Source organism: Pseudomonas sp. HD6422 (assembly GCF_025377065.1).
In the GTDB taxonomy this organism is placed as follows: Bacteria; Pseudomonadota; Gammaproteobacteria; order Pseudomonadales; family Pseudomonadaceae; genus Aquipseudomonas; species Aquipseudomonas putida_U.
Genome location: NZ_JAHWIW010000041.1, coordinates 1 through 24916, shown reverse-complemented (window position 1 = coordinate 24916; position 24916 = coordinate 1). Strand labels below are relative to the sequence as shown.

Here is a 24916-nt window from a genome sequence, read left to right as displayed (position 1 = left end):
GGCCTGTCGTCACCACCAGGCTTCACGGTCGCTGCGGCAACTCGATCACGAACCGGGTCCAGCCGCCCTCGGATTCGGCCCGGATGCTCCCGCCGTGGGCCTGCACGATCGACCGGGTGATCGCCAGTCCCAACCCAGCGTGTTCGCTGTTGCCTGCTTGCCGTGCCGGGTCTGCGCGGTAGAAGCGATCGAACAGGCGGGGTATGGCGGCGGCGTCGATCCCGGCGCCGGTATTGGCCACGCAGATCTGCACGCCGGGTGCCAGGCTCACGCGAATCTGTCCCCCGGCCGGGGTATGTCGCAGCGCATTGTCCAACAGGTTGGACAGCGCCCGGCGCAACATATGGCGGTCACCGCACAGCATCGCCTCGCCCTCGCGCCGCAGCTGCACCTCGCCGTCTTCGGCCAGCGGGGTGTAGTACTCCAGCAGGGCATCCACCTCTTGGTGCAGGGCCAGCATCGATTGCCCCGGCACCAACAGACCATGGTCGGCCTTGGCCAGGAACAGCATATCGTTGACCATCTGCGCCATGCCTTGCAGTTCTTCGAGGTTGTCGTGCAGGGCTTCGCGGTACGCCTCGAGGCTGCGAGGGCGGGTGAGGGTCACCTGGGTGTGGGTCAGCAGGTTCGACAGCGGCGTACGTAGCTCGTGGGCGATGTCGGCGGAAAACGCCGAGAGGCGCTGGAAGGCATCGTCCAGGCGTTGCAGCATGGCGTTGACCGTGGCGGCCAGTTCCGCCAGCTCTTCCGGCAGTTGGGTGTCAGGCAGGCGAGTGGTCAGCGAGCGCGCCGAGACGCTGGCTGCCACCTGGCCCATCTGCCGCAGAGGGCGTAGCCCGCGACGTGCGGCCCAGGCGCCAAGCAGCGCAGTGGCCAGCGCCGACAGGCCAACGGTGAGCCAGATCAGGCGCTGCATGCCCTGGAGGAAATGCTGGTGGTGGGTGATGTCCAGGTACAGCGCCAGGCGTGGCGAGCCTGGTGCGTCGGCATCCAGGGGCACGACCAGGCTGCGATAGTCGACACCCTCGGCATGCAAGGTTGCCAACCCAGGTGGAGCGGGCTCGGGCAAGGCCTGGCGGCTGTTGAACCAAGGGGCGCCGTCGCTGCCCAGGATGCGTAGGCCCAGGTCGGCCTGATGGCCCAGTTCAAGGCGTAGAGCCGGCAAGCGGGGCTGTAGTTGCGCAAGAGTGGCTACGCCTGACAACTGGCTGCGCAACTGCGACAGCCGTGACTCCAGCAGTTGCTGGTCGAGTTCGATGAAATGCTGCGCACTGGCGTGGCTGAACAGCAGGCCGGCTCCCAGCGAGACGATGGCGGTGCAGGCGGCGAACAGCAAAGCCAGGCGGTTGCCGAGCGATAGCCTGCGCATCAGTCCTGGCGCTCTTCGAGCACGTAGCCCATGCCGCGCACGGTGTGGATCAGCTTGTTGGGGTGCGGGTCGTCGATCTTCAGGCGCAGGCGGCGTACAGCGACTTCGATCACGTTGGTGTCGCTGTCGAAGTTCATGTCCCACACCTGTGACGCGATCAGCGACTTGGGCAGCACTTCGCCCTGGCGACGTAGCAGCAGTTCGAGCAGGGCGAATTCCTTGGCGGTCAGGTCGATGCGCTGCCCGGCGCGCTCGGCGCGGCGGCGGATCAGGTCCAGGCGCAGGTCGGCCAGGCTCAGGGTGGTGTCCTGGCCGTTGCCGGTGCCGCGCCGCAGCAAGGTGCGCACGCGGGCCAGAAGCTCGGAAAAGGCGAAGGGCTTGATCAGGTAGTCATCGGCGCCCAGTTCCAGGCCGTGCACGCGGTCTGCCACGGCATCGCGGGCGGTGAGGAACAGCACCGGGGTGTCCAGGCCTGCTTCGCGCACAGCCTGGAGGATCTGCCAGCCGTTACGCCCCGGCAGCATCACGTCGAGGATCAGCAGGTCGTGATCGCCCGTGAGTGCCAGGTGCTGGCCGGTGTCGCCATCGGCGGCGAGTTCGGTGGCAAAACCGGCCTCGCTGAGGCCTTGGCACAGGTATTGGCCAGTGCGAGCCTGGTCTTCGACGATCAGCAGTTTCATGAAATGTTCCGGCTCCCACAGGAGTAGCGCTGGTCTCGGGATTGAAATGATACGTGACGATGCGTCTCTTCGCCCAAGCTGACAAAGTTGTAATCTGCTTGTCAGCTTGGTGCCAGACGCGCCTTTCTAAAGTGGCTTCATTTGTCGTCATGCTCGGAGCAGCCATGAAACACCTGTTCTTCACCACCGCCTTGGCCTTGGCCAGTTTGCCTGCCTGGGCCGGGCAGGGCGCATCGTTCGCTTTCGGCGAGCCCGCCCCGGCCAGCAAGGCCACCCGTACCCTGGAAGTGCACATGAAGGACATTGCCTTCGAACCTCGCGCTCTGCAGGTCAAGGCCGGGGAAACCGTGCGCTTCGTACTGATCAACGAAGGCCGGTTACCCCACGAGTTCAACCTGGGTGACAAAGCCATGCATGCCGAGCACCAGAAGCAGATGATCGCGATGCAGGGCCAACTGTTCAGCGGCCAGATGAACCACGCCGGCATGGATCACGGGAAGATGGAGCATGGTCAGATGGACCATGGGGCCCATGGCCACGATGGCGGCAATACCGTGCTGGTCCAGCCCGGCCAGCGCGCCGAACTGACCTGGACCTTCCACGCCTCGGCACCCATCGAGTTTGCCTGCAATGTACCAGGGCATTACCAGGCGGGCATGGTCGGGCCCCTGACCATCGAGTGAACGGCCCTCCAAGGTGGGGGGTAAAACCGGTAGACTAGGGGTATTTCCGAACCTTCAGGTCAGTTTCCATGCATCCCGCTGCCGAACACTCCCCGCTGGGCAAGTCCAGCGAATACATCGCCACCTACACGCCCGCGCTGCTGTTCCCGATCCCCCGTGAGGCAAAATGGGCCGAGCTGGGCGTCACGGCCCAGACCTTGCCCTGGCAGGGCGTCGATTACTGGAACTGCTTCGAGCTCTCGTGGTTGCTGCCGTCCGGTAAACCGGTGGTGGCCATCGGTGAGTTCGCCATCCCGGCCGACTCGCCCAACATCATCGAATCGAAGTCGTTCAAGCTGTACCTCAATTCGCTGAACCAAACGGTGTTCGCTTCCATCGGTGAATTGCAGGCGTGCCTGGTCAAAGACCTCTCGGCTGCCGCCGGCAAGCCCGTGGGCGTGCAGGTGCGGACCCTGGCCGAGGTCGAGGCGCAAGGTGTGGTGTCGTTGCCGGGTCAGTGCATCGATGCCCTGGACGTGGCCATCAGCAACTACGAGCAGCCGCAGCCTGAGCTCCTGCATTGCAATCCCGAGCGGGTGGTCGAAGAAACGCTGCACAGCCACCTGCTCAAATCCAACTGCCCGGTGACCGGTCAGCCTGACTGGGGCAGTGTGGTTGTGGAGTACAAGGGCAGGGCGCTAGACCATGCCAGCCTGCTGACCTACCTGATCAGCTTCCGTCAGCATGCCGACTTCCATGAGCAGTGCGTGGAGCGGATTTACCTGGACTTGAAGAACCTGCTACAGCCAGAACACCTGACGGTGTACGCGCGTTATGTGCGCCGTGGGGGGCTGGATATCAATCCGTATCGCAGCACCGGGGCGATCACTCCGGCCAATCTGCGCCTGGTTCGCCAGTAAATAGCTGAGGGCTTTTGCACGGCCCGTTCGCCGGGGGCCCGGCGATTGGGCCGCACAGCGGCGCCAGGTGTGTAGATGCGGTGTTTCAGATGCCCATGCTGTGCAGCGAGTTGGCAATGCTGCGCAGGGTGGCGGTCAGGTCGGGATGTTCGGCCTCGAAGCGCTCGATGGCCAGATTGACTCCATCCACCAGATTGTTGTCCGGCGTGGCTTCCTCGAGCTTGAGCTGCGCTTCGATTTGCCTGGCCTCCTCGTGCAGGGCGGCCAGTTCTTCATCGGAAAGCGGCACGTTTCGATCCAGTTGCTCGCGCAGGCTATTCAAACGCTCTTGCAATTCGCGGGCAGGCATTGGTAGTTCTCCATCAATGACTTGGCAAGCCATGGACCTCAGCGACACTGCAAAGGTTCTGGCCTGCTTTCAGCGTAATCCACTCGACAGCGCTTTGCATGATCCGGATCAACGGGGCTGTGTCAGGGTTTTTCGCCCTTGCGCCGGCGCTGGGCGATGTCCGCCAGACAGGTGTCCAGCGCTTCGAGGTGGTCGATCACCGAGTGCACGCCCAGGCGGAACAGCTCCAGGGTCGCCTTGCCGCGCGCCAGCTCCTGGTCTTGCGCGGTCATGGCCTGCCAGGCGCTGGAGGACAGGTCGCAGCCAGGGCTGCAGGCCGCCAGCCCGACCGTCCACAACCCGGCATTGAGCCCCGACTGCAACAGCCGCGGTTCGCCGCTGACCAGCACGCAGCCGTCCAGTTTCTGGCTGTCCAGGCTCATCAAGGCCTGCCAGCAGGCGTTCGGTGCCGGCCAGCGCACACCGTTGACGCTGTGCCCAGGCAGCCATTGCGGCAGCACGCTGGCCAGGTGCTGGCTCTGTGCGCTGGTCTGGTCGTCCAGCCAGATGCAGGGTACCTGGCGCCGGCGCAGTCCACTCAAGGCCTGCAGTGCACCTGGGGCGGGCTGAGGGCTGCCGTCGGCAGCCTGGACCAGGCAACCGCGCAGACCGAACAGCACGGCGGTGAAGGCGGGCGCGTCGAGCATGGCAGCTTCCCCCAAATAGTCCGCAGACTATGGCGGTATTGTTACCAGGCGATGACGGCGACGGGTATTCACGGAAAATTGATCAATACTGTGCGAAGCTGCGCAGCAGCCCGCAAGTCTTTATACTTGCCGCCGTACAGCGGCGTGCCAATGCGCGTTGCGGCCGAGAATTTCGATGGAGAGACATCTATGCGTAGGATCGGTGCCGGTGTGATCGAGCGAGTCACCCAGGCCTGTGTGTGTGCCAGCCTGCTGCTGGCACCTGTGGCGGCGACCCAGGCGGCCACCGAGGAGGATCCCTGGGAGGCGGTCAACCGACCGATCTTCAAGTTCAACGATACTCTCGACACCTATGCCCTGAAGCCGCTGGCCAAGGGATATCAGGCGGTGACTCCGCAGTTCCTCGAAGATGGTATCCATAACATCTTCCGCAACCTCGGCGATGTCACCAACCTCGCCAACGACCTGCTGCAGCTAAAGCCTCATGCAGCGGGCGTGGACACTGCGCGGCTGATCGTCAATACCACCTTCGGTCTGGGCGGCTTCTTCGACGTGGGTACCAAGATGGGCCTGCAGCGCAACGACGAGGACTTCGGCCAGACTCTAGGCTACTGGGGTCTGCCAAGCGGCCCATACGTGGTCATCCCGCTGCTCGGTCCGAGCACCGTGCGTGACGGCCTGGCCAAGTATCCGGACACCTACACCAAGCCCTACCGCTACATCGACCACGTGCCCACGCGCAATTCGATCTTCGCGCTGGACGTGATCGACACCCGTGCCAGCCTGCTGTCGGCTGAAAAGCTCATCCAGGGTGACAAGTACATCTTCATCCGCAATGCCTACCTGCAGAACCGCGAGTTCAAGGTCAAGGACGGCGAAGTCGAAGACGACTTCTGATCCTCCCGCCTCATCGTCGGCTCGCCGGCGATGAGGTCGCCGCAGGCAACAGATACTTCCAGTTACAGATCAGTGCATCGCCAGGATACGCAGGCCGAGTTTCTGCTGCCCACCGGGTTGGTCCGCAATCCAAACCACTTCGGTACTGGCGCGCAGCCCCTTGAGGGCCGGGTGTTCGGAGTCGATATGGACATCCAGCGAATCCCCCACCTGGAAGCGCTGCGGTGCGTGCACCTGCATCTGCATGCCACCGCTGGAGAGGTCCAGGCACATCGCGGTAATCACCTGGCCGGCGTGCAGCAGGGTGACCTCGGTGTCGATGCGCATGCGGATGAAATCGCGTTTCTCGCTGTGGTTGGAGGGCGTCTGAGGCATGCTGCGTCCTTCCCATCAGGTTGCGCTGGTCGGCTTTCTTATAACTCCCGGTGATTTGCCCTGTAAAGTGCAGCGAACTCGACCGACGTATGCTTGAAACGCCCCGCGGATGGGAGTACCGTCTGCGCCTTACAAGGTGCCTCTGCCGGTTGCCTGGCCCATCTTCTTGGCCTACAACTCAAGTAGAGTGTTACTACAGAGTATCCCAGCAGTCGGATGTCAGCTTTGCAGACGTCACTGCACCAACCCAAATCGGCGCCGTTCGCCCACATGCAGAAAATCAGTGCAACGCTGCTGATCATCGATGATGACGACGTGGTCCGTGCTAGCCTCGCCGCCTATCTGGAAGACAGTGGCTTCAGCGTCCTCCAGGCCGGTAACGGCCAGCAGGGGCTCCAGGTCTTCGAAGAACACCAGCCCGACCTCGTCATCTGCGATCTGCGCATGCCGCAGATGGGCGGCCTCGAACTGATCCGCCAGATCAGCGAGCGTGCGCCGCAGTTGCCGGTGATCGTGGTTTCCGGTGCCGGGGTGATGAGCGACGCGGTGGAGGCCTTGCGCCTCGGTGCTGCCGACTACCTGATCAAACCGCTGGAAGACCTGGCCGTGCTCGAGCATTCGGTGCGTCGTGCCCTCGACCGTTCGCGTCTGGTGCTGGAAAACCAGCGCTATCGCGACAAGCTCGAGGCCGCCAATCGTGAGCTGGAGGCCAGCCTGCACCTGTTGCAGGAGGACCAGACCGCCGGGCGCCAGGTCCAGATGAACATGCTGCCGGAGAGCCCCTGGAGTGCGGGCGGGTTCGCTTTCGAGCACCAGATCATCCCGTCGCTGTACCTGTCGGGCGACTTCACCGACTACTTCCGTGTGGACGAGCGGCGTATCGCCTTCTACCTCGCAGACGTATCGGGGCACGGCGCGTCGTCGGCCTTCGTCACCGTGCTGCTGAAGTTCATGACCACCCGGCTGTTGTTCGAATTCAAGCGCAGCGGCAAGATGCGCGAATTCAAGCCCTCGGAAGTGCTCAGCCACATCAATCGCGGGCTGATCAACTGCAAGTTGGGCAAGCATGTGACCATGGTCGGTGGCGTGATCGACGAAGAAACCGGCCTGCTGACCTACGCCGTGGGTGGCCATCTACCACTGCCGGTGCTGTACACCCCGGGCCAGGCTCGTTACCTCGAAGGCCGGGGCCTGCCGGTGGGTCTGTTCGACGAGGCGGCGTACCAGGACCAAGTCATCGAGCTGCCAGAGCGATTCAGCTTGAGCCTGATGTCCGATGGCATCCTGGACCTTTTGCCAGGGGACACGCTCAAAGATAAAGAGGCCGCCTTGCCGGACATCGTCAAGGCCGCGGGTGGTAGCCTGGATGGGCTGCGACAACGTTTTGGATTGGCTACGCTTGGGGAGATGCCGGATGATATCGCCCTATTGGTGTTAAGCAGGAACCTTCAATGAGTACCGGTAGAATCCAGTTCGCCGAGCAGAGCGGCACCTTCGTACTGAAGTTCGTCGGTGAAGTGCGCCTGACCTTGTGTTCGGCGTTGGATGCGACGATCGAGAAGATCTTCACTGCGCTGAACTTCTCGGCGATCGTCATCGATCTGACCGAAACTGAAAGCATCGACAGCACGACGCTGGGTCTGCTGGCCAAGCTGTCGATCCTGTCGCGGCAGAAGGTTGGCCTGCTGCCAACCGTGGTGACCACCAACCCGGATATTTCTCGCCTGCTGCAGTCGATGGGCTTCGATCAGGTGTTCAATATCGTCGACCGTCCGGTGCCGTGCCCGGAATGCCTGACCGACTTACCCTCCCAGGACCAGAACGAAGAGGTGGTGCGTTCGAAGGTGCTGGAGGCGCACAAGATCCTCATGGGCTTGAACGATTCCAACCGCGAGGCGTTCCATGATCTGGTCAGTGCGCTGGAGCGTACCTGAGCGGTAGTCTGTACCGGCCTCTTCGCGCCGAACCGCCGCGAAGAGGCCAGAAAATACCCGACACATCCCGCCGAATCACTCCGGCTTCACGAACTCCGTCACCTCCCGCCCATCCGCATTCAGCTGATACACCCGCGCTGGTCGCCCTTGCTCATCGAAAAACACCTGTCCCAACCCCGCACTGTTCCACAGACGTTCGCCTGCCTGGCGATGGCTCGGTGTTCTCGGCACCACCTCCATCTGTCTGCGCTTGGTGAACCAGTTCAACGGTGAGCGCGGCGAGTACAGCCAGCGGTTCAAGCGGTCCAGCACATCCAACAGGCGCCGGGGAAACTCGTTCTTGATCCCGCTGCTGGTCACCTGCCAGAGGTGCGGGTTACGTTGCCGGTGACGGATCAGCACTTCGTAGACGAACGAATAGTGCACGTCCCCGGACAGAATCACGTAGTGCCCTGGGGTGCGCGAATGGCGGAAGATGTTGAGAATGACCTGCGCCGCGCCGCGATGCGCCATCCAGTTTTCCGCATCCACCAGCAATGGATAGCCAAGCCAGCTGAACACCCGCTGTACCGTTTCGATCAGCTTGACCCCGAAGATCGGCGCCGGGGATACGATCACCGCCGAAGGGTGGTCGAGCAGCGAATGTTGCAGTTCGGTCAGCGCTTCCCAGTCCAGCAGTCCAGAAGGCTTTGCCAGATCGCTTTCACTGCGCCAGCGGCGGGTACGGGTATCGAGCACCAGGAGCGGCGGTTGCGTCGGTAAACTGAACTGCCAGCCCTGGAAGCCGAGCAGGTCATCGATCAGTGCATCCTGTTCGTCACGGCCCAGGGGCGCCGCCGCCAGCGCTTGGTAGCGCTGCACCAGTGGCTGGCAGCTGTCTGGATCGTTGCCCCAGGCCTGGCACAGCAGATAGCCGAGCAGGGCGTTGCCGATGATACGCCGCGAAAACGGGTGGCCGTAGGCGGTTTCTTCCCACTGCGCCGAAAGATTCCAGTCATCGGGGATGTCATGGTCGTTGTAGTCGTAAACAGCATAGCTATGGACATGACGGAAGCCACGAATTATCGGAGCTTCTCGGGTGTTTCTGAATGTCCATATGGACAAAGCATATATGGACATTTCATCTGGGGCTGTCCATAGCTAATGGTGGATCACGATACTTCAACATGGCGTTGACATAAGTCTAAGAATTGCGAGTGAGTGGATAGACATTTAAGCAATGCTTTTCGGGCGTGAGCTCTTCGATTTGAAGCCTTAAATTATGGTTCTCTTGGATGAGTGAAACAATTTTCTGTAGTGCTAATTCGTAATCTGCTTTTAATTCAGAAGTTTTTTTCTGATATTCCCTGCGTGCAATGTTGCGTTCATGGGATACAGTCGGGGTGACAGGCTCGCAGGCACTAATTATTGTTGATGCGGCTTCTATTTCTTCAATAAGGGCTCTGTGCGCTTGTCGGCCTTTTTTTATTGATCCTCGTTTCCGGCCAGCCTCTAGAGCAACTGTGTCCTTGTTAATTAAATAAGGTGCTTGTACAATCCGTGTGCTATTGTTAACTAGTCGTTGCAGTGCGGCGCGGTAATTGTCTATGGCGTTCATTGCATTGCTTCCATTTTGAAAAGTAAACCTCGCTTGTCAAGCTCCTTGTGAATCATCTTTATTTCTGATTCGATCTGAATTCTGAAAGGAGAGTCTGGGGCGAATAAGTCTTGTTCACGCCTTAGTTTTCTGACGGCTCGATTAATTTTATTTAAGCTGCTGTTATCATCGAGAATAGATTTCTCGCATAGTATGCAAGCTGTGACCCTGGTGAAGGATATTTTGTTGCAGGCTTCTAAGTTTGTGCATCCCCCTATTGGTCCATCTTTGTAAACCATTTCTCCTTTCGCAAATTTTCGTCTTGTCTCGTCGCGATCGGTTGTAATAATTAGCGGCTTTCCTTTGTTTCGGGCTATTTGAATTCTGTTACCTTCGCCACCCCAGAGTCGGCTTGTTGTTTTAATTACATCTAATTCATAGTTGTGATATTGTGCCATGCGGCGCTCATGCTCTAATTCGTTCAGCCAATTCCTGGCATCATCTGTCTTAATGAAGTTTATCGCAAGTGCACTACCTTTCCGATAATACGATGCCATAATGTCTGTAAGTTGTTTGAATTGAAGGGCAATTGTGCCAAGTGAGACTAGCCCCGAGCGTGCGCTATATACGGCTAGCGAACGTCTACACTGATGAGTGGTTAAAGGCCAAGTGCTGCCAACTTTGATAGATGGATCATTGCGCCAATCTTTAAAAGCGTCAAATCTTTCTAGTTCCTCTATGTCTACTTCTTGGATTCTAAGCGCGGGCCATCGATGTAATAATCGATCAAGCCTCTGTTTTTGAAATGAGGGCGGTAGTGGTGCGCCATCAAAAACTTGATGAGTCTTTGTTTCTGGTTGCGGTGCTATCAATTGTGGAAAGAGTGGGTACTGACTCGGCTCTGATTTGTCATAGTTGTGTCGAATGGCGCAAATTGTTCCAATGCTCTGAGCTGCTATTACACCCTTTTCTGCAATTTGTGCAGTGACCCAAAAAGTCTCAGAGTGATTGCCACCTGAAAATTTTGATGTGTAGCCTCGTAGTATGCTAACTGGTCTACCATTGATATTTATTGTTTGGTATGTGTTTGAAGGAAGGTGCCGTGCTTCATTCGAGCGCATACCTGAAAACAAATGCAGCCAATATTGCGCGGCAGTTTGAATTTCGTTGATGTAATACATCAGGTGTTTCCAGTGTAAAATTGATTGCTTATTGAATAGCCTTGAAAGGTTGAGCTTTTCGACCGCGTCGTGCCATGGTATGGAGGCTTTGTATTGATGTGCTTTGTCAATTGGTAGGGCGAAAAGGTGGTTATCCTTTTTCTCTCTGAATAGTTTGCATATTGCCTCGGCGTTTTCGTTGAACTCGTCAAGTTCAATGCTGAGCGCCATTATTAACGCTGCATAAATGCGTGATGGTATTAGTTTTGTTTGTTGATTTTGGTCTTTCTGAGGTTTTGGGAATTTGTCAAAAATTGCTTGCATTTTCTGAATGGTTGAGTAGTCGGATATGCATAGTTTGAATTGTGGGTTAAGCAGATTGATGTTAAATAACTCTTTGTAAAAATAAAGGCTGTCGCGCATCGGATTCTTTTTTAAAGATGCGTAGCCGGGAAGCACGAGTTTGATGCTGTTTTCCGGTCCCAGAAGATCGCTTATCGATAAACCATTTTTTAGGGCTAGCTTGGCTAGTGCTATTAGTGATGTCATTTTAAGTGATCGGGGTTTGCGCGGCGTTGGGTGTGAAAATAGACGAGCGAACTGTATTAGTTTCATTTCATTTGAAATGTGATTAATCAATGCCATGTTCTCTTTGTTATGCCAATTTGAAAAATTGAAAATGCATTTGCCGCTTGGGTCATACATTTTCATATTCCAGGATTCGTCTCTATAGCGGGAGACTATTGAATTATCAACGGCTTTTGAGACAACAAAATAAGAAAGCTGCTCAGAGGGGTTCTCACTGTTGAGTAGGTAATCTGGTATCTGCTCGTCATGCCAGTGACCTGTAGGGATAGAAGCAGAACTCATGCAATTACTCCGGCAATTATAAGGGCATCGACGTGGATAGCCCAGAACGGGTCAAGTGCACCAAGCTTTACTTCTTCTCGAATTTCATGGATTAGCCGGTCGCTGGCTTTTCCGTTTTCAGTGATTGCTGACAAAACTTCGTTTATACGATGCAAGATAGGGCTGAATTTATTATCCCACTGCTCATATGGTATGCCAGTCTTGGATGACTCGATTAGAAAGTACAGTGACAGCAACCGGCGGATATCTTCGTGATCTGCGTGAACGGCGTAAAATGTGCAAAAAAGGCAGCTTTCCGGATCGCGACATGATGGGGTGGGTGAGCCTTCACTGAAACCCTCTGCTCGTCTAGGGGAGGCTTTATCTGTGTTTTCACATGATCCTATAGACGTGTTCTTCTCATTGTTCCTTTCATCAATCAGTTTCACCGGGATGTTTTTCATTAGTCGCGTACGATCTATTGCTGCTTGGTGTACGGATTCAAAAAAAGCAGTCATCTCATCTGCGAAGTCCTCTAGCGCGGGTCTGCCATAGTTTTTCTTAATTGTAGACACATTATTGTTTAGCTTTTCTGCCGTTAGCGCTAAATCACCATCGCTTAGCTTTATATACTGATAGCTAACATTTTTCCGCCATTGAGATGCGGTAACCCAAGTCGTTTTCGGCAAGACCTTCGCAAGATGTAATTTTAAAGACCAAATGGTGTGGTTAAATACTCTGGTAACTTCATTATCTTTGGTTGCAATAGGGAAGATTAGGTCGCTGTCCTTTCCGTTTAGCACCCACAATCTTAACTCTAGTAACTTTTTAAAAAATGGAGCGAACTGTGCGCCAAATTCCGGGTAAACCTCTTTTCCATTGGCTCTACCTTTCGTGCCGGAAAAGCGATTTCCTTGAGTGCTTGGAACAACTTCTAGCGTATCTGAAATTAAATGAGTGGCCACACTTAAGTTGCAGGATGTTGCTGCTATAAATGCCATTAAGCCTGCGGTAATGGCATGGTTACCAATTTGGCGCCTAAGGGGTGTGCGAGAGTTGTTGTTGTTATAATGAAAACGCTTGCGAGATAAATCGTATGTATTTCTTTCATTTCTAAGAGTGTTGCTGTCGCTGCTTGCGTTAAAGTGATTTAGCATTTCCTGCCAACTGGGGAAAGTCGGTGAATGGATTAGCATTGATGTGGGACTGAATGATGAAGCTACTGGGTGTTTTTTTGCGCAATTCAAAGAATAAAAGTAATAAGGCGCGTCATTCGGAGATGTCAGCTTCATTGGGAGCTCTCCGCCATCTACTAATATTCGATGAGCCTCTTCAATATACTTCATCAATGCTGCAAATGTTCTGGCCTGTGCATCGGTCCCAGGTAAGTCAGAATTGACTAAGTTTTCGCCATTAGATCGAAGTTTGATGTATGTGGTGCTGGCCCTAATCTCAGGTTCGCTGAGCCCTGTAGCGAGCCTTATGGCCAGCCTGGCATGTGCTTGTAAGGGGGAAGCGCTAGTTCTTTTTAATGGCTTTCCATTGATGGATGATATATGCATCCTATGTAGTAAATGGATCGTATAGTTCCTGTATGCCTTTATCATGTCAGTTTTCTTGTCGAACGCATATATCTCTTTTTCCGAATCGATCCACTCCATGAAGCAGTTGATTGCTGCGAATGTGCTACATGCAGTACTCTTGGAGTGTCGCTTTCTTAGATGTCCAATTAAATTTCTGATGTACACATTTCTACTGTGGTCCATCGAGCTAATGTCAACCATGCGTCCATTTTTTTTAGCGGAGATTTTGCTTCTTCTTCTGTAGCTAAAGGAACCAACATCCAAGAAGTTTCTTGATCCCGGGGTGCTGAAAACTAGCACAGCAAAATGAGGGTTAATTAGATCAACTTCAGTCTCTTTCGAGTTTATGAAAGTGATTGGTCGGTGCACGTATTCCATGCTAGGAGGTTTTTCCGTTAGAGGTGTTTACGTATTTAAAAAGACTGCTCTCGAATTCGTGCTGGATATTTTTTCGCCATTCCAGTCTTGATTTGTAGTTAAGGTATTTCAGCGTCGTCTCTATGCTGGAGTGCCCCATTCGCTGTTGTACCTCTTCTAAGATGGCGGTGATTTTTTTATCTCCTGAATGAATAAGCTGGCGCTCAAGTAAATTCATGCCGAATGATGCGCGTAGATCATGGAACCTAAAGCCTTGGAACGTGGGGTTGTTCAGATGGATTCGAGGAAGTAAAATGCTATGTATATGCTGTCGTAGCGCTGAGCCGTCCTGCAAAAGTACTTTGTTTTGCTTAAGTTCAATGCTCTTACTTGTTGAGCTTTCCCTGTGACGCCTATCGATTATTTCTCGTTTGCTCGTGTAGTATGGAATCCCGTTTTTACTTAGGAATATGTAGTTGTTATCGCTGTCCCCATAGAATGAACGACTTCTTCGTTTTTTTGCTTCTTGGCTTAGGGAGTAAATCTTCATGTCCTCAACAAGCCATCCGGGTATGAGTAAGGTCATGGTTTTGTCGTACTTTGTATCAATATCCGTCCCGCCGCCAATCGGGAGCATTAAATTTCCATGTTGATCCAAGCGCATTTGAATATCTTTAATTCGTAAAGTGCATACGGTCTGAATTCGTGCGCCCGTGAACAAAGCGAGATAAAACATAAGTTGATACTCTCGAGAAGAGCCTGCTAAAGATTTAAGAACTATTTCTTGCTCTTCGGTTGTTAGTGGGCGCAGATCTCCTCCGTCGCAAATAAGTTCAGGGTGTTTTTGTTTCTTTGGTTTTTTTATTGTTAAGTTATGCGATGCTATCGCTACGTTACTGATTAAGCCGTGTTCTGAAGTGGTGCTAACGGTTTTAAGTATGTCTTCGAATGGTGGATTTTCTATTTGCTTCTTGTTTATGATTTTCCATTTAATTATTCTTCGATAAAAGTTAACTATTGTATTAATTCGTGCTTTTGCTGTACTCGTTGCGAGTCCCAAAGACATCTGTTCAACCAGTCTTTCTCGATAGCGAAAGGTGACTTTTAGACGGTCATTGGGCGGAAGGTGGAGAAAGGATAGCCCTTCGTCCTCAAGAAAACGGAGGTAATCCAGTAAGTGGTCTGCAATGCCTCTTATAGTCCGAGGCTCGTAACAGCCATCATTTTTTATTTTAGCAAGTAAATAGAGCGTGCTGATTTCCCATGGTGTTCCGTTGCTTTGAATTAGTATAGGGAAGTTTGGGAAGTGTTGATCGCGATCACTTGTAAATGTGTAGTTGACTTCGCCATTCGAATCGCTCGGGGTTGGAGTGTGATGGTATTCAATGTTATGAAGGCGGAATTCGCGGACAAGAATACGTCGGGCTTTAGAGTCGTAGTATTCCCTAGCGCTAAATTTATTAAGCTGTCTGCGTGGCATAGTCATCACCTTATTTGTTCGATTAAAAGCTAACGAATAAATTTGGTGGACTAGAAAGGCAAGGAATAATTATCGCTGGAGATGATTTGAAGCTGATTGGAGTAACTTCAGTGGTGAAAATATAGTATTGCCGGAAGGAAAGGCTTTGATGCTGAGCGTAGGGGTATAAAGAAGGATGGAAATTATCTTTGCCAACACCCCGGCTTTCCAGGCGGCTTGGGGTGAGGTTGTTAGCGCGTCGGAAAGAATAAGACTCTGTCCGAGGCTTTGGGGTTTGGTGGGGAAGAACTACCGGGGCGAAATTTTTTGATAGATAATCTGGCAAAGACATACCTACTCTCCATGAAGCATAATGGAAAGTAAGGTCGTCTAGGTCCTCTTAACGGGAGCCGCCTTACGTGTAATTGCGCTCCAGATTAACCATTCAGTTTGCAAGGCTGCAAATAGCTTTTAGCTATAGATTTAAGGTTTACGATTGATTGCGGCTTTTATGGGTGCCGCTGAGCGTAAGACAAGGGCTTACGGCTAGGGGCTCTCATGCATCAATCGTGAAGAGCTTTTCGCAATCAGACTCATCACTACGAGCCAATGCCTAACTGATTGAGTTCCTCCTGAATTCTTTGGTTGAGGCTTGGCGAATCTGTCAGTTCATTCTGCTTGATGAAAGTCGCCAGCATGAGTGTGGCCGGATGGACGTCGAGCACTCCGGCAAGCTGCGCCACCTTCTCGATCGTCGGGCTTTTGAGGCCCCGCTCAAGTGTACTGAGGTAGGTTCGACTGCTCACGTTCGAGAAATCTTCCTGGGTGAGGCCCTTGTGCTTCCGCACCTTCTGCAGCACCAACCCAAATGCAGTATTCAGTTCCAATGTGCACACCCACAAAAGGAACGATCAAGCCTTTTTGCGTCCTATAGGGCTACAATCTATAGTGTTCATTTTGGGGGGTGGCCTAATGTTTACTACCTATCGAAGCGCCGAGGTTGAGTTCTCATGCATGGGAGATCCTCGCTATAGAGGAACTCAGATCTGGCGCTACGTTGAGCAGGAACTGATGTGTCCGTGGTTCTACGTCCAGGTGCTACGACCCGGATCGACCGACACAGACCTCTCGATGCTGATGCTCCCATGCGCGAAGGACATCGCTGCCATGGTTGATTGCGAAACCCCAAATTGGTGTATTCAGCAGGTCCAAATCGTTACTCCAGCCCGCATGAATGGGACTGATCGGTGGCAGATGGAGCCTCTTCGCAGAATCACTCTTCTTGAGTCGCCGGCCTTAGCCAGTGTCTGCGAGTGCTTTGAAGTGAGCAGCGGACGGCTCTACACATCCGGCGGCCCCCGGGTCTTGGAAGGCGCTACCTTGCTGCAAGTGCTATTCGATGCCGCAGTACATCTCAAAAAAACACAATAATTGGTATGTGATTAGCTTTCGCGAGCATGGCGGCCACTCGCTTTCCTTGGCGTAGAACGCGGATTGCCATGCTAGCAGGCATTAAACTTGACGATCTCGGAGCAGCTTTCCGGCGAAATGGGTTATTCAGCGGCACCGTCCTCTAACTCAGCTCCACTGGCCACCAAGCTAATAGGGTTTCTGACAGGGTAGGCGTGACTCCCGGCACGCCAAGATCAGGAAAAAGATGTTCAAGCGGTGCGGAAAATCATGCAGACCGGGCTGCCGGTCTCGATCTGATGCTCCAGCAAAGCCAGTTCGCCTTTCGGGCTAATGGAGAAGGTCTTGATGTTGTCGCTGTCTTCGTTAGCGACGAACAGGAACCGCCCGTTAGGAGATGCCGTCATGAAGCGTGGCTTCTTGCCTTGGCTAGGTACGTTGCCGATCGGGTTGATCTTGCCGGTAGGCTGATCCACCGAATAAATGGTCACGCTGTCATGCCCCCGGTTGGAAGAGAACAAATGTTCTCCATTCGGTGCCATGACCAATGCTGCTGCACGGCTATCGCCAACGAAGTCCTGAGGCAGTGCTGGAACCATCTGGAATGGAACCAGGGAGCCGTCCTTCTGGTTGTAGCGGTAGCTAGTGATCGTGCTATCCAGCTCGTTCACCACGTAGGCAAAAGAACCGGTCGGAGAAAACACCACATGCCGAGGGCCGGCACCTTCACGGGCTTTGATTTCATGAGCCAGTTCAGGCTTCAGCGCGATGCCGTCCTGCTTCAGATCGAACACGAAGACCTTGTCCAGCCCTTTGTCCGGAACCACCAGGAAGCGTCCCGATGGATCGAGTGGGATCATGTGGGGGTGGGAGCTCGTCTGCTCGATCTTGTGCGGGCCAGGATTGCCCGGGAGGTCGTATTTGCTGATGACGGGTTGCAGGTGTCCAGTTTTATCAAACGGCAGAATGACAATGCTGCCGGTGGCATAGTTGGCCACAGCGAGGAATTTGTTGCTTTTGTCCACGGTAAGGTGGACGGGATTGCTCCCTTCGCAACTAACGGAGCTCACCTTGGTGAGCGTTCCGCTGGCTGGCTCAATTTGGAATGAGCTGACAATGGACTGGTCGCCATGCACGCAGAACAACAGGCTCTGGGTTTGGTTGAGACACAGGAAGGATGGATTGATCAGATCGCCGACGGTTTGAACCAGTTCGGAGCGACCTGTCTGCGGGTCATGTCGATAAACCGTAATGCCTGCACCGCGAGCGTTTCGCTCGCGAGTGGTTCTGGAACCCACATAGACAATTTGGGTTTTGTTCGAGTTGGCAGGCTGCATAGAGTTCTTCTCAGGTCCTGATTTGGCATCTGCCGCTCCCGCGCCGAGGCCCAGAATGGTTGCCGCAGCGACGATGGAAGTAGAAGAGAGCAGCGTGCGTCGAGTAATGGCGGGTGAGAACGGTGATGGGCACATAGCAAAATCTCATCGTTGTTTTTGTTGTGATGAGTACCGCCGACCTTCGGAGGTCGGCGGTAGTTGAGCAATCAGTACTTCGAAGGTACGAGAACCCAGCCTTCCATCAGGCGACGAGCGCTTCGGCTCATGACTGCCTTGTCCACAATCCAGTTGCCATCGACTTGGGTGGTCTGCGCGCCTACGGCAACGGTGCCGGCGGTGTGGCCCATATTGACTTGGCGTTCACCGATATCGCCGACGATATGGTTGACCAGCGTGCCTTCCAGGGCGGCTGCCACGGCAACGGCAACAGCGCCTGTGCCTGTAATTGCGTGGTGCAATTTGCCCATGGAGAGGATGCGAGCGATCACATCGATCTCGGCCGCTTCGACCGTCTTGCCGCCGGCAGCGCCGTAGGTTTGCGGCGGAGCTACCAGGCAGAGCTTCGGTGTGTGTGGGCGAAGGCGCGTTGCTTCCTCGGCGGTAGCCGCGAGGCCCATGGCCACGGTGCAGTGTGCGCGGATGGTTTCCAGCGACTGCAGCAGTTCTGCGTTGCCGTTGACCTGGTCTTGGGTCTCGGTCCCGGTCAGGCCAACGCGCTGGGCGTCGACGAAGATCGTCGGGTTGCCGGCGTTGAGCAGCGTTGCCGGCAAACCTGGGAAGCCAGGTATATCCAGTTCATCCACGACATTGCCGGTTGGCAAAATGCTGCCGCCCGAGCCGCCAGGCTGAAGGAATTCCACTACGATTTCGGCAGCAGGGAAGGCGACACCATCCAGCACGAAATCACCTTCCTCAACGACCTCGCCATCCTTCATCGGGACATGGGCGATGATGCGTTTCTGAATATTGGCCTGCCAGATGCGGATGGTGGCGATGCCGTCACGAGGTGCATCGACGAGCCCTTGGCGAATGGCGAATGGGCCAACGGCTGCGCTCAGATTGCCGCAGTTGCCGGACCAGTCGACCACTGGGTTTTCGATTGCCGGAGCACCGAACAGGTAGTCGACATCGCAATCGGTACGACCCGATTTACCAATGATGACGACCTTGCTGGAGCTGGAAGTGGCAGCGCCCATGCCGTCGATCTGCTTGCCATAAGGATCCGGGCTACCAATGACGCGGAGCATCAGTGCATCACGCTCGGGGCCCGCAGCCGGAACATCTTGTTCAAGAAAAAAGACGCCTTTACTGGTGCCACCGCGCATGAATACGGCAGGGATTCGAACTTGAGTCATTACACTGCTCCTTCCAGTTGCTTCGCTTTTGCAGCCTTGTCCATGCTCTCCACCAGCAACTGCGGCAACAGGCCGCCGCGGCGGAAGTAGCGCACGTCTTCGTGCGTATCCAGACGGCTGGTGACGGTCACGTTTTCAGTGGTGCCATCAGCACGCTCAATGACGAGTTGCAGCTTGTCGCCAGGAGCAAAGTTGTCGTTGATGCCTTCCACCGAGAACTTCTCGTGACCGGTCAGGCCCAGCGTCTTGCGAGTTACACCTTCCGGGAACTGCAGCGGGAGGATGCCCAGGCCAGCCAGGTTGGTGCGGTGGATGCGCTCGAAGCTCTCGGCCACGACAACGCGTACACCCAGCAGGCGAGGGCCTTTAGCTGCCCAGTCACGCGACGAACCACTGCCGTACTCCTTGCCAGCCACTACGATCAGCGGTTGTTTGCGATCGGCGTAGGCTTGTGCGGCTTCGAACACAGTGCTCACGCGGTTTTCCGGCAGCAGCAGCGTCCAAGGGCCTTCGCGGCCGTCGGTCATCAGCTCGTTTTTCAGGCGAGGGCTTGCGAAGGTGGCACGCTGCGCGGCTTCGTGGTTGCCGCGACGAGTGCCGTAGGAGTTGAAGTCATCAACACCAATGCCGTGACCTTTCAGGTACGAACCTGCATCGCTGTCCGGCAGGATGGCGCCCGACGGCGAGATGTGGTCGGTAGTAATGTTGTCCGACAGCATCACCAGAACGCGCATGTCTTTCAGGTCGCGTTGAGGGGCGGTAGCAGTCAGCTCATCACTCCAGTACGGCGGTTTGCGGATGTAAGTGCTGGTCTGGTCCCAGGCGTACTGATCGGTAACGCCGGCGCGCAGGTCAGAGGCGATGACGCCCGCTTCGCGAGGTACCGAGCTGTAGGCCTTGTCGAACAGGTCGGCCGACAGTGCTTTCTTCTCGATTTCGTCCAGCTCTTGATCCGAAGGCCACAGCTCGCTCAGGTAAACCGGCTTGCCTTCGGTGTCGGTGCCGAGCGCATCCACTTGCGGGTCGATGCGGTAGGTACCAGCGATCGCGTACGCCACGATCAGGGGAGGGGACATGATGAACACTTCACGAGCCAGCGGGTGTACGCGACCTTCGAAGTTGCGGTTACCGGAGGTAGCTGCAACGGTCTCCAGCTTGCGAGTGCGGATTTCGTCCTCGATCTCTTTGCTGAGCAGAGGGCCAGACATGCCGTTGCAGGTGGTGCAGCCGTAGCCAACAACGTTGAAGCCCATGTTGTCGAGGTCCACGTTCAGACCTGCACGGTCCAAGTAGTCGGCGACCACCTTGGAGCCGGGTGCGAAGGAAGTCTTGACCCATGGAGCACGACGCAGACCGCGCTTGAGTGCATTGCGGGCGACCAGGGCCGCAGCGATCACGCCACGAGGGTTCGAGGTGTTGGTGCAGCTGGTGATGGCGGCAATCACGACCGAGCCGTTATCCAGGCCAGTAGGGATGTCTTTCGCTGCTTCGCCTTTACCCAGCACGATGCGCTGGTGTGGTTGTTTCGGGCCAGCAATCGCACGGCCAACGGTGCTCAGGTCGAGGGTAACGACACGGTCGTACTCGGCCGACTCCAGGCTGTCATGCCACAGGCCTTGATGTTTGGCATAAGCCTCGGTCAACTCGGCAATCTCACCACCGCGACCGCTGAGTCTCAGGTAGTGCAGGGTGCGATCGTCGATCGCGAACATTGCTGCGGTAGCGCCGAACTCAGGGGCCATGTTGGACAGGGTGCCACGGTCCGCCAAGGACAGGGCGGCAACGCCTGGGCCATGGAATTCCAGCACGCTGCCGATTACACCGGCTTTGCGCAGGCTTTCGGTCAAGGCAAGCGCGATGTCGGTAGCAACATAGCCCGAGGGTGGGGCGCCTTCCAGCCGGACTCCGACGATTTCTGGAACCCGCATCATCAGGGCTTTGCCCAGCATTGCGGCTTCAGCCTCGATACCACCAACACCCCAGCCCAGGACGCCAATGCCGTTGATCATGGTGGTGTGGCTGTCAGTGCCGACTAGCGTGTCAGGGAAGGCCCACAGATCACCTTCAACTTCACGAGTGCCGATGACGGTGGTCAGGCGCTCCAGGTTGATCTGGTGAAGGATGCCGTTACCCGAAGGCACGATCGAAAGGTTGTTGAAGGCCTTGTTGCACCAGTCCAGGAATGCAAAGCGTTCGGCATTGCGCTCGCGCTCGATGGCTTCGTTATCGGCCAGTGCACTGGCATCACCCCAACGCTCTACGTTCAGCGAGTGGTCCACGACGAGGTGAGTCGGGGTGACCGGGTTTACCTGGCGTGGATCGCCGCCTGCTTTTGCTACTGCGTCACGCAGGCCGGCCAGGTCTACCAGGGCAGGGGTGCCGAGCAGGTCCTGAAGAACCACACGAGCGGGGCGGAAAGGGATGTCGCTGTTTTTAGAGCGAGTGCAAATTACCTTAAGCGCTTGGTTCGGCTCTGCCTCGGTACGCAGGACGTTCTCAGCGAGGATTCGGAGGCTCATTGGCAGGCGGCTAAAGTCGCCGCCTATTGCTTTTACGGCTTCCGATACGTTGCAGACGCGGTAGTTGCGACCATTGACGGCCAAGGGTTGGCCAATGTGCTTGCTCATGCCGGGGACCTCACAGGCGTGTTTTTTGTGAGGCGATATTGCTCTTTCTCTAAACTTGAGTCAATTTGTCTTCAGTGGTTTGACCCCGGCTGTTAATCGAGTGCGCACCTCGAAGTCTGAGGTGAGGTCGTTTGACTACCCATCAATCCCAAAACAGATGTTCCCGAACAAAGATAAAAAAACGAGGAAAATCAATATGATATTCAATAAGGCCACCCTTGAGTCCGCCCGGCTCCAGTCCGCACCTTCCCTCTCTTACCGCTAAAGCTCAGCTTCACGGCACTAAAACAATAAGGAGAGCGCTATGCTGCTGACCGTGCTTGGCTTTTCGATGGTCACCTGTTTTATGTACCTGATCATGACCAAGCGGCTGACCGCTCTGGTTGCGCTGATCGTGGTACCTATCGTGTTTGCCCTGATGGGTGGCTTCTATGCCGGCCTGGGCACAATGATGCTCGACGGCATCAAGACTCTGGCGCCGACTGGGGTCATGCTGACTTTCTCGATCCTCTACTTCGGCATCATGATCGACGCGGGTCTGTTCGATTCATTGGTGCGCTGCATCCTGAAGATCGTGAGGGGGGATCCGCTGAAGGTTTTGGTTGGAACCACGATTCTGACTATGCTCGTGTCCCTGGATGGCGACAGTTCAACCACCTACATGATTGTGGTCGCCGCGTTCCTGCCGCTTTATCGGCGCCTGGGTATGAGCGTTCTTGGATTGACCTGTGTGGTCAACATCGCAAACGGCATCATGAACATCTCCCCGTGGGGAGGCCCTACTGCCCGCGCTGCGGCTGCGCTACATGTCGACGCTATGGATATCTTCCTGCCGATGGTGCCATCGATGCTGCTGGGCTGCGCCTGCTTGCTCTTCATCGCAATTCTGCTGGGCCGGCGTGAGCGTGCTCGCCTGGGAGTGATTGCCGTGGATGACTTCCACAACGGTTCCATCGCGTTGGGTAATGGCTCACACGAGGAGTGCGACCGTAATCGTCGCCCGCACATGTTCTGGCCCAACCTGCTGCTCACTGCAGCGATGATTGGCGTGTTGATGGCAGGCATTATGCCGATTCAGGTGTTGTTCATGGTCTGCTTCGCCATTGCAGTGATGATCAACTATCCGCACCTGGAACAGCAGAAAGAGCGTATTTCAGCTCACGCGGGCAACGTTCTCGCCGTGACCTCGGTCATTTTCGCCGCAGGTATCTTCACCGGCATCCTTTCGGGTACCGGTATGGTCGATGCGATGGCGAAGGGTTTGTTAGCAGTCATTCCAGATGCGTTTGGCCCATACCTGGCGGTGTTCACTGCACTGGTCAGCATTCCTTTCACATTCTTCATGTCCAACGATGCCTTCTACTTCGGCATCTTGCCTGTGATTGCTCAGACCGCCGCCACCTACGGAATCTCTCACTTGGAGATCGCCCGTGCATCGGTGGTTGGCCAGCCTGTCCACCTGCTCAGCCCATTGGTACCTTCGCTCTACCTCCTGGTGGCGTTAGCCAAGGTGGACCTGGGTGATCACCAGCGCTTTTCGTTGAAGTGGGCGCTTCTGGTGAGCATGGCCATGTTGGTAGGTGGCGTGATGTTCGGGGCATTCCCGCTATATCACTCTGCGTCTTGAGTCGGTAGCTGGCCTAGTGCAGCTATTGCTCTGACTGTGGCTCATAAGCCAATGCACCCTTGGCAGTTGAGATCGAGCCACATTTGGAAATGGGACTTCAAAAGGGATAATGTAGACGCTGTCGGGCTTGTTCTCATGGATGAGTCCCGCAGTCTAATACCCAAGCTCGGAAGTGATATGAACCTGACCCCTCTTCAAGCCCGCGTAGCTCGCGACATCGTTGCCTATGTTCGGCAAGAACAACTGGCCGCAGGGCACCATGTGTCGGAGTTAGGGCTGGCCAAGGCTTTGAAGACGTCAAGGACACCTATCAAGATTGCTTTGAACTACCTTGCTGAGCGAGGAATGTTGAACCAAGACCGCAACCGCGGTTTTTTCTTGGCCAAGTCCCATGATGATCTGGCCGAAATTGCTCAGGATCTGTCGCTCTCCATCGACGATCCGATCTACCAGCAGATCGCGGTCATGCGGCTGAACCGGCAGATTCCTGAGCAATTTGCTGAAACAGACCTGATGCGTTTATTCAATATTTCACGCTATATGCTGCGAGGCGTGTTGATGCGCATCCAGCAGGAAGGCTGGATCGAGCAGCGTGCAGGGCAGGGCTGGCAGTTCCTGCCGATGATCGACTCTGTAGAGGCCTATGAAGAAAGCTATTCATTTCGGGCGATCATCGAGCCAGCAGGCCTGCTTGCCCCCACCTTCATGATCGATCCGGATGCCCTGGCTCGCTGCAAAAAGCAGCAGCAGTTCATTGCCGATGGCGGATATCTGAGCATGACGCCTCAGGAGTTGTTCGAGTCGAATGCTCAGTTCCACGAGACGCTTGCCAGTTTTTCTGGCAACAGATTTCACGTCCAGGCGGTTCGCCGTCTCGACCAGCTTCGCCGATTGGTGGAGTACAGGCAGGCCAGCAAACGTTCCCCACGTCGTGAGCAGGCAGTCGAGCATCTCGCGATTCTTGCCTGCCTTGAGCAGGGTGATCGTCTCGCGGCGGCTGATCATATGCGAAAGCATCTTGAACAAGCTCGACGGCACAAGGTTGCAGCTGAACTGTTTGAGGCAGTGGAGCCGCCTGTTCAGGCTGTATTTGAGTCGGCTTGATGGGTGATTACACCGATTTGATCATCTGTTTGCGTTCGACTTGACCAGCCATTTGCATCGGATGTGATCAGCCACGGGTACGTCTTCACTGGCAGGAATTGACCCATAGCTGCCCTTTGCGGAGGGCTGATAAAGGCCAGAAGCTGCCAGTAGTGGCAGAGCAAATCGATCTAAAGCAGCCCTATGGAATGGAAAGCCCACAGTAGATAAGGCGACCGACCTGATGTCACAACCTACGAATTATTTTTTTGCGAATGTAAGGAGGCTCAACGAATTTCGGCCTTGCGTCACCTCACTCGTGCTTTTTGCTCTAGAAGTCGAAGGCGATGACCCGGTATATCTTGAGATCCGCTTTGAGGACTACGAAGCGCTCCAGATTGAGGGTGACCACTTGATGCTTGGGTTAGAAGAGGCAATGGCAAGCGCTGAGCTTGAGTACGGTATTTTGCGTAGCGATTGGCGAGAAATGAGTGAGATGGAAATTCAGCGAATTCCGTTTTTTGTTGGTGGAGTACCTATTAAGTGAATCGCCCCTGGTTTCCTAGACACTCTCCAAGCTCAGGAAATAGCGTTTCTCATACTCTATTGGAGACAGCTGCA

21 protein-coding genes and 1 pseudogene are annotated in these 24916 nt (G+C 55.2%); 8 read left to right on the top strand and 14 right to left on the bottom strand.

Translation table 11 applies throughout. The features are described 5' to 3' along the window. Nucleotides 1-22: 22 nt before the first annotated feature. Nucleotides 23-1369 (bottom strand): heavy metal sensor histidine kinase, encoded by a 1347-nt coding sequence (locus KY379_RS23505; RefSeq protein WP_306466678.1) that lies wholly within the window; start codon nucleotides 1367-1369, stop codon nucleotides 23-25. Beyond that, nucleotides 1369-2049, bottom strand: coding sequence for a heavy metal response regulator transcription factor (locus KY379_RS23500; protein ID WP_261241555.1), 681 nt, complete (start codon nucleotides 2047-2049; stop codon nucleotides 1369-1371). Before KY379_RS23500 ends, KY379_RS23505 begins: the two co-directional genes overlap by 1 nt. A gap of 164 nt (nucleotides 2050-2213) precedes the next feature. Between KY379_RS23500 and KY379_RS23495 the strand changes: the two genes are divergently transcribed. Together KY379_RS23495 and queF are read left to right on the top strand one after the other, a co-directional pair. Then, the gene (locus tag KY379_RS23495; RefSeq protein WP_261241556.1) at nucleotides 2214-2732 is read left to right on the top strand and encodes a cupredoxin family protein; all 519 of its coding nucleotides are present in this window, start codon (nucleotides 2214-2216) and stop codon (nucleotides 2730-2732) included. A 68-nt stretch (nucleotides 2733-2800) separates the two neighbouring features. Beyond that, a complete protein-coding gene (queF, locus tag KY379_RS23490) occupies nucleotides 2801-3631 on the top strand; it encodes an NADPH-dependent 7-cyano-7-deazaguanine reductase QueF (protein WP_133328592.1) in 831 nt (276 codons plus the stop codon). Between the two features lie 85 nt (nucleotides 3632-3716). On the opposite strand, the gene KY379_RS23485 is transcribed toward queF, so the two are convergent. Both KY379_RS23485 and KY379_RS23480 read right to left on the bottom strand, forming a co-directional pair. After that, nucleotides 3717-3980, bottom strand: a complete 264-nt coding sequence (locus KY379_RS23485; protein ID WP_039614141.1) for a DUF4404 family protein — start codon at nucleotides 3978-3980, stop codon at nucleotides 3717-3719. A gap of 122 nt (nucleotides 3981-4102) precedes the next feature. Continuing rightward, nucleotides 4103-4666 carry a phosphonoacetaldehyde phosphonohydrolase-related protein gene (locus KY379_RS23480; protein ID WP_196172127.1) on the bottom strand — a complete coding sequence of 188 codons (564 nt, stop codon included), beginning with the start codon at nucleotides 4664-4666 and terminating at the stop codon, nucleotides 4103-4105. A gap of 189 nt (nucleotides 4667-4855) precedes the next feature. On the opposite strand from KY379_RS23480, the gene KY379_RS23475 reads away from it, so the two are divergent. Next, nucleotides 4856-5563 (top strand): VacJ family lipoprotein, encoded by a 708-nt coding sequence (locus KY379_RS23475; RefSeq protein ID WP_133328588.1) that lies wholly within the window; start codon nucleotides 4856-4858, stop codon nucleotides 5561-5563. 69 nt (nucleotides 5564-5632) lie between these two features. Here the strand turns inward: KY379_RS23475 and KY379_RS23470 are convergent, their stop codons facing one another. After that, nucleotides 5633-5938: a PilZ domain-containing protein gene (locus KY379_RS23470; RefSeq protein ID WP_261241558.1), complete on the bottom strand. Its 306-nt coding sequence runs from the start codon at nucleotides 5936-5938 to the stop codon at nucleotides 5633-5635. 270 nt (nucleotides 5939-6208) lie between these two features. Here KY379_RS23470 and rssB point away from each other — a divergent pair, with 270 nt between their 5' ends. Continuing rightward, on the top strand, nucleotides 6209-7393 hold the full coding sequence (gene rssB, locus KY379_RS23465; RefSeq protein ID WP_133328920.1) for a two-component system response regulator RssB: 1185 nt from the start codon (nucleotides 6209-6211) through the stop codon (nucleotides 7391-7393). Continuing rightward, nucleotides 7390-7872 carry an anti-sigma factor antagonist RssC gene (gene rssC / locus KY379_RS23460; RefSeq protein WP_133328584.1) on the top strand — a complete coding sequence of 161 codons (483 nt, stop codon included), beginning with the start codon at nucleotides 7390-7392 and terminating at the stop codon, nucleotides 7870-7872. Before rssB ends, rssC begins: the two co-directional genes overlap by 4 nt. A 75-nt stretch (nucleotides 7873-7947) precedes the next feature. On the opposite strand, the pseudogene KY379_RS23455 reads toward rssC, so the two are convergent. The 9 genes and pseudogenes from KY379_RS23455 to KY379_RS23415 all read right to left on the bottom strand — a co-directional run. Then, a pseudogene (locus tag KY379_RS23455) lies at nucleotides 7948-8946 on the bottom strand (alkaline phosphatase family protein); the annotation flags it as partial. 109 nt (nucleotides 8947-9055) lie between these two features. Then, nucleotides 9056-9469, bottom strand: coding sequence for a hypothetical protein (locus tag KY379_RS23450; protein ID WP_261241559.1), 414 nt, complete (start codon nucleotides 9467-9469; stop codon nucleotides 9056-9058). Beyond that, the gene (locus tag KY379_RS23445; RefSeq protein WP_261241560.1) at nucleotides 9466-11478 is read right to left on the bottom strand and encodes a hypothetical protein; all 2013 of its coding nucleotides are present in this window, start codon (nucleotides 11476-11478) and stop codon (nucleotides 9466-9468) included. The genes KY379_RS23450 and KY379_RS23445 overlap by 4 nt, the downstream gene beginning before the upstream one ends. Then, nucleotides 11475-13118: a hypothetical protein gene (locus tag KY379_RS23440; protein WP_261261844.1), complete on the bottom strand. Its 1644-nt coding sequence runs from the start codon at nucleotides 13116-13118 to the stop codon at nucleotides 11475-11477. Before KY379_RS23440 ends, KY379_RS23445 begins: the two co-directional genes overlap by 4 nt. 301 nt (nucleotides 13119-13419) lie before the next feature. Continuing rightward, nucleotides 13420-14877, bottom strand: coding sequence for a tyrosine-type recombinase/integrase (locus KY379_RS23435; RefSeq protein WP_261241562.1), 1458 nt, complete (start codon nucleotides 14875-14877; stop codon nucleotides 13420-13422). Between the two features lie 578 nt (nucleotides 14878-15455). Beyond that, nucleotides 15456-15743 carry a helix-turn-helix domain-containing protein gene (locus KY379_RS23430; protein ID WP_261241563.1) on the bottom strand — a complete coding sequence of 96 codons (288 nt, stop codon included), beginning with the start codon at nucleotides 15741-15743 and terminating at the stop codon, nucleotides 15456-15458. Nucleotides 15744-16517: 774 nt separating this feature from the next. Beyond that, on the bottom strand, nucleotides 16518-17738 hold the full coding sequence (locus tag KY379_RS23425) for a lactonase family protein (protein ID WP_261241564.1): 1221 nt from the start codon (nucleotides 17736-17738) through the stop codon (nucleotides 16518-16520). 71 nt (nucleotides 17739-17809) lie between these two features. Further along, complete coding sequence (prpF, locus tag KY379_RS23420) at nucleotides 17810-18958, bottom strand: 2-methylaconitate cis-trans isomerase PrpF (protein ID WP_261241565.1); 1149 nt, start codon at nucleotides 18956-18958, stop codon at nucleotides 17810-17812. Then, entirely contained in the window at nucleotides 18958-21585 is a 2628-nt protein-coding gene (locus KY379_RS23415; RefSeq protein WP_261241566.1) for an aconitate hydratase, read from the bottom strand. The genes prpF and KY379_RS23415 overlap by 1 nt, the downstream gene beginning before the upstream one ends. Nucleotides 21586-21892: 307 nt before the next feature. Between KY379_RS23415 and KY379_RS23410 the strand changes: the two genes are divergently transcribed. The 3 genes from KY379_RS23410 (at nucleotide 21893) to KY379_RS23400 (ending at nucleotide 24842) form a co-directional block, all read left to right on the top strand. After that, entirely contained in the window at nucleotides 21893-23212 is a 1320-nt protein-coding gene (locus KY379_RS23410) for a CitMHS family transporter (RefSeq protein WP_261241572.1), read from the top strand. 177 nt (nucleotides 23213-23389) lie between these two features. Continuing rightward, nucleotides 23390-24316, top strand: coding sequence for a GntR family transcriptional regulator (locus KY379_RS23405; protein WP_261241567.1), 927 nt, complete (start codon nucleotides 23390-23392; stop codon nucleotides 24314-24316). 223 nt (nucleotides 24317-24539) lie between these two features. After that, nucleotides 24540-24842, top strand: coding sequence for a hypothetical protein (locus tag KY379_RS23400; protein WP_261241568.1), 303 nt, complete (start codon nucleotides 24540-24542; stop codon nucleotides 24840-24842). The last annotated feature ends 74 nt before the right edge of the window (nucleotides 24843-24916 follow it).

What these genes read in the sequence shown, in the direction of transcription:
- KY379_RS23505 (WP_306466678.1), bottom strand. Translation starts at nt 1,369, where the DNA reads ATGCGCAGGCTATCGCTCGGCAACCGCCTGGCTTTGCTGTTCGCCGCC.
- KY379_RS23500 (WP_261241555.1), bottom strand. Translation starts at nt 2,049, where the DNA reads ATGAAACTGCTGATCGTCGAAGACCAGGCTCGCACTGGCCAATACCTG.
- KY379_RS23495 (WP_261241556.1), top strand. Translation starts at nt 2,214, where the DNA reads ATGAAACACCTGTTCTTCACCACCGCCTTGGCCTTGGCCAGTTTGCCT.
- queF (WP_133328592.1), top strand. Translation starts at nt 2,801, where the DNA reads ATGCATCCCGCTGCCGAACACTCCCCGCTGGGCAAGTCCAGCGAATAC.
- KY379_RS23485 (WP_039614141.1), bottom strand. Translation starts at nt 3,980, where the DNA reads ATGCCTGCCCGCGAATTGCAAGAGCGTTTGAATAGCCTGCGCGAGCAA.
- KY379_RS23480 (WP_196172127.1), bottom strand. Translation starts at nt 4,666, where the DNA reads ATGCTCGACGCGCCCGCCTTCACCGCCGTGCTGTTCGGTCTGCGCGGT.
- KY379_RS23475 (WP_133328588.1), top strand. Translation starts at nt 4,856, where the DNA reads ATGCGTAGGATCGGTGCCGGTGTGATCGAGCGAGTCACCCAGGCCTGT.
- KY379_RS23470 (WP_261241558.1), bottom strand. Translation starts at nt 5,938, where the DNA reads ATGCCTCAGACGCCCTCCAACCACAGCGAGAAACGCGATTTCATCCGC.
- rssB (WP_133328920.1), top strand. Translation starts at nt 6,209, where the DNA reads ATGCAGAAAATCAGTGCAACGCTGCTGATCATCGATGATGACGACGTG.
- rssC (WP_133328584.1), top strand. Translation starts at nt 7,390, where the DNA reads ATGAGTACCGGTAGAATCCAGTTCGCCGAGCAGAGCGGCACCTTCGTA.
- KY379_RS23450 (WP_261241559.1), bottom strand. Translation starts at nt 9,469, where the DNA reads ATGAACGCCATAGACAATTACCGCGCCGCACTGCAACGACTAGTTAAC.
- KY379_RS23445 (WP_261241560.1), bottom strand. Translation starts at nt 11,478, where the DNA reads ATGAGTTCTGCTTCTATCCCTACAGGTCACTGGCATGACGAGCAGATA.
- KY379_RS23440 (WP_261261844.1), bottom strand. Translation starts at nt 13,118, where the DNA reads ATGGAGTGGATCGATTCGGAAAAAGAGATATATGCGTTCGACAAGAAA.
- KY379_RS23435 (WP_261241562.1), bottom strand. Translation starts at nt 14,877, where the DNA reads ATGCCACGCAGACAGCTTAATAAATTTAGCGCTAGGGAATACTACGAC.
- KY379_RS23425 (WP_261241564.1), bottom strand. Translation starts at nt 17,738, where the DNA reads ATGTGCCCATCACCGTTCTCACCCGCCATTACTCGACGCACGCTGCTC.
- prpF (WP_261241565.1), bottom strand. Translation starts at nt 18,958, where the DNA reads ATGACTCAAGTTCGAATCCCTGCCGTATTCATGCGCGGTGGCACCAGT.
- KY379_RS23415 (WP_261241566.1), bottom strand. Translation starts at nt 21,585, where the DNA reads ATGAGCAAGCACATTGGCCAACCCTTGGCCGTCAATGGTCGCAACTAC.
- KY379_RS23405 (WP_261241567.1), top strand. Translation starts at nt 23,390, where the DNA reads ATGAACCTGACCCCTCTTCAAGCCCGCGTAGCTCGCGACATCGTTGCC.
- KY379_RS23400 (WP_261241568.1), top strand. Translation starts at nt 24,540, where the DNA reads ATGTCACAACCTACGAATTATTTTTTTGCGAATGTAAGGAGGCTCAAC.